This is a genomic window from Pseudomonas sp. K5002 (assembly GCF_013386655.1).
GTDB lineage: Bacteria > Pseudomonadota > Gammaproteobacteria > Pseudomonadales > Pseudomonadaceae > Aquipseudomonas.
Genome location: NZ_JACARK010000304.1, coordinates 1 through 2,929 on the forward strand (window position 1 = coordinate 1; position 2,929 = coordinate 2,929).

General features: G+C 63.2%; 4 protein-coding genes. All 4 read left to right on the forward strand.

What is annotated here, in order from left to right; genetic code table 11:
* Positions 1-1,447 (forward strand): DNA internalization-related competence protein ComEC/Rec2 (locus tag HX846_RS15500; RefSeq protein WP_178965664.1); only part of this gene is annotated, 1,447 nt, incomplete at its 5' end.
* 31 nt (positions 1,448-1,478) lie between these two features.
* On the forward strand, positions 1,479-2,114 hold the full coding sequence (locus HX846_RS15505; protein ID WP_004371363.1) for a MotA/TolQ/ExbB proton channel family protein: 636 nt from the start codon (positions 1,479-1,481) through the stop codon (positions 2,112-2,114).
* The gene (locus tag HX846_RS15510; RefSeq protein ID WP_004371361.1) at positions 2,111-2,539 is read left to right on the forward strand and encodes a biopolymer transporter ExbD; all 429 of its coding nucleotides are present in this window, start codon (positions 2,111-2,113) and stop codon (positions 2,537-2,539) included. Before HX846_RS15505 ends, HX846_RS15510 begins: the two co-directional genes overlap by 4 nt.
* Positions 2,539-2,929, forward strand: a 391-nt coding sequence (gene lpxK / locus HX846_RS15515) for a tetraacyldisaccharide 4'-kinase (protein ID WP_178965665.1), incomplete at its 3' end; no start/stop codon positions are given. The genes HX846_RS15510 and lpxK, both read left to right, overlap by 1 nt.

Here is a 2,929-nt window from a genome sequence, read left to right on the forward strand (position 1 = left end):
GATGGTGGGCCTGGTGTTGCTGTGGCGCCTGCGGTTTCGTCACCTGGGAATCTGGTGGCCGCTGTTGCTGGCGCTGGACGCGGTGCTGATCCTCGAACCGTTGGCCAGCCTGCAGCCGGGGTTCTGGCTGTCTTTTGCGGCTGTTGCGGTGCTGATTTTGGCGTTCAGTGGCCGATTGGGCCCCTGGCCCTTGTGGCAAGCCTGGACCCGCGCCCAATGGATGATTGCCATCGGCCTGTTTCCGCTGCTGCTGGTGCTCGGCCTGCCTATCAGCCTGAGCGGGCCGCTGGCCAACCTGGTTGCGGTGCCGTGGATCAGCCTGGTGGTGCTGCCCCTGGCCTTGCTGGGTACGGTGTTATTGCCGCTGCCTTATATAGGAGAGGGGTTGTTATGGCTGGCGGGCGGCACACTGGACGGGCTGTTCAAGGCCTTGGCGCTGCTGGCGCAGTACTTGCCGGCCTGGATACCGGCGCAAGTGCCCATTGGCTATTGGCTGGTGAGCCTGCTGGGGGCGGTGCTGTTATTGCTGCCCAAGGGCGTCCCGTTTCGGCTGCTGGGGTGGCCGATGTTGCTGCTGGCAGTGTTCCCGCCGCGGGAGTCGATACCTCATGGGCTGGTCGAGGTGGTGCAACTGGATGTCGGCCAGGGGTTGGCGATCATCCTGCGTACCCGCAACCATGTACTGCTGTATGACGCCGGGCCGCGCTCCGGTGAGTTCGATCTTGGCGCGCGTGTCGTATTGCCTGCGTTGCGCAAGCTGGGGGTCGCAGAGCTGGACGTGATGCTGCTCAGTCATGCCGATGCCGATCATGCCGGCGGCGCGTTGGCCGTCGCCCAAGGGTTGCCGGTCAAGCGTGTGGTGGGCGGTGAGACGGCACGGCTGCCGGCCTCGCTCGGTACCCAAGCGTGTGTCAGCGGCGAGCAGTGGGAGTGGGACGGCGTGAGGTTCGAGCTATGGCAATGGCCTGATGCGACGGACGGTAACCAGATGTCCTGCGTGTTGCGGGTGCAGGCCAATGGCGAGCGCTTGTTGCTGACCGGGGATATTGACCATGACGCCGAGCGGGCATTGCTGGCCACTCCCATGGGCGCTCCTGTCGATTGGCTGCAAGCGCCGCACCACGGCAGCCGCAGCTCGTCGTCATGGGCCTTTCTACAGCGCCTGGCACCCAAGGCCGTGTTGATTTCCCGGGGGCGCAGCAATGGATTTGGCCACCCGCATCCACAGGTGCTGGAGCGTTACCAGGCCATGGGCAGCGCGATTTATGACAGTGCCGAGCAAGGCGCACTCCGCCTGCAACTGGGCACCTTCCAGCCGCCGATGGCCGCGCGCAGCCAGCGGCGTTTCTGGCGCGAGCGCCCGTCGCAAAACAGCGTTACCAAAGACCGGCCCCTGCGTCAGGATGCTCTGGGGCAGGCCAGCCCTTCCACCGGACCCTTATGGTAAAGTGGCGCACTTTTTCGAGGGGACATTCACTGTGTGGGAATTGGTCAAATCCGGCGGCTGGATGATGTTGCCGATCATTTTGAGTTCCATCGCCGCACTCGGCATCATCGCCGAACGCCTATGGACCCTGCGTGCCAGCCGTGTAACGCCTGACCACCTGCTGGGCCAGGTCTGGGGCTGGATCAAGAACAAGCAGCTCGACAAGACAAAGCTCAAGGAACTGCGCGCCAACTCGCCCCTGGGTGAAATCCTCGCCGCCGGCCTCGCCAACTCCAAGCACGGTCGCGAGATCATGAAGGAGTGCATCGAAGAGGCCGCCGCCCGGGTCATCCATGAGCTGGAGCGCTACATCAATGCCCTGGGCACCATCGCCGCCATGGCACCGTTGCTCGGCCTGCTCGGTACGGTGCTGGGCATGATCGATATTTTCAGCTCATTCATGGGGTCGGGCATGACCACCAACGCCGCAGTGCTGGCCGGTGGTATTTCCAAGGCCTTGATCACCACGGCGGCGGGCCTGATGGTCGGTATTCCTTCGGTGTTCTTCCACCGTTTCCTGCAACGGCGCATCGACGAACTGGTGGTGGGCATGGAGCAGGAAGCCATCAAGCTGGTGGAAGTGGTACAGGGCGACCGTGACGTAGACCTGGTTGAGGGCAACGCGTGAAATTTCGTCGCAAGCAACGGGAAAACGTCGATATCAACCTGGCGTCGTTGATCGACGTGGTGTTTATCCTGCTGCTGTTTTTTGTCGTCACCACCACCTTTACCCGGGAAACCCAGCTGCGCGTCGACCTGCCGGAAGCCGTCAGCGGTTCGCCGGCGGAAGACCAGCAGGCCAAGCAACTGGACATCGCCATCAGCGCCGATGGCGTGTTCTCGGTGAATAACCAGTTGCTGGAGAAAAACGACCTGGCCAGCCTGATGGAAGCGCTGCAAAAAGAGTCTGGTGGGGACACTAACTTGCCACTGTCCATCAGCGCCGATGGCAACACCAAGCACCAGGCCGTGATCACGGCGATGGACGCTGCCGGCAAGCTCGGCTTCAGCCATTTGCGCATGACCACCGTCGAGGCGGCGAGCCAACCCTGATGGCCATGACTGATCGTTTGCTCAAGGCCTGGTACGAAGGCCATCCTGCACTTGCGTTATTGCAGCCGCTGGAATCCCTCTATCGCCGGGTGGTGCAGCGCAAACGCGCGCGGTTCCTGGCGGGCGAGGGCGAGATCTATCAGTCGCCGGTGCCGGTCGTGGTGGTAGGCAATATCACGGTGGGTGGCACCGGCAAGACGCCCATGATTCTCTGGCTGATCGACCATTGCCAGCGCAGCGGTTTGCGCGTCGGTGTGGTCAGCCGCGGTTATGGCGCCAAGCCGCCACAGTTTCCATGGCGCGTAGAGGCCGATCAAACCGCTGCGGTGGCGGGGGACGAACCCTTGCTGATCGTGCAGCGCAGCGGCGTGCCGCTGATGATCGACCCCG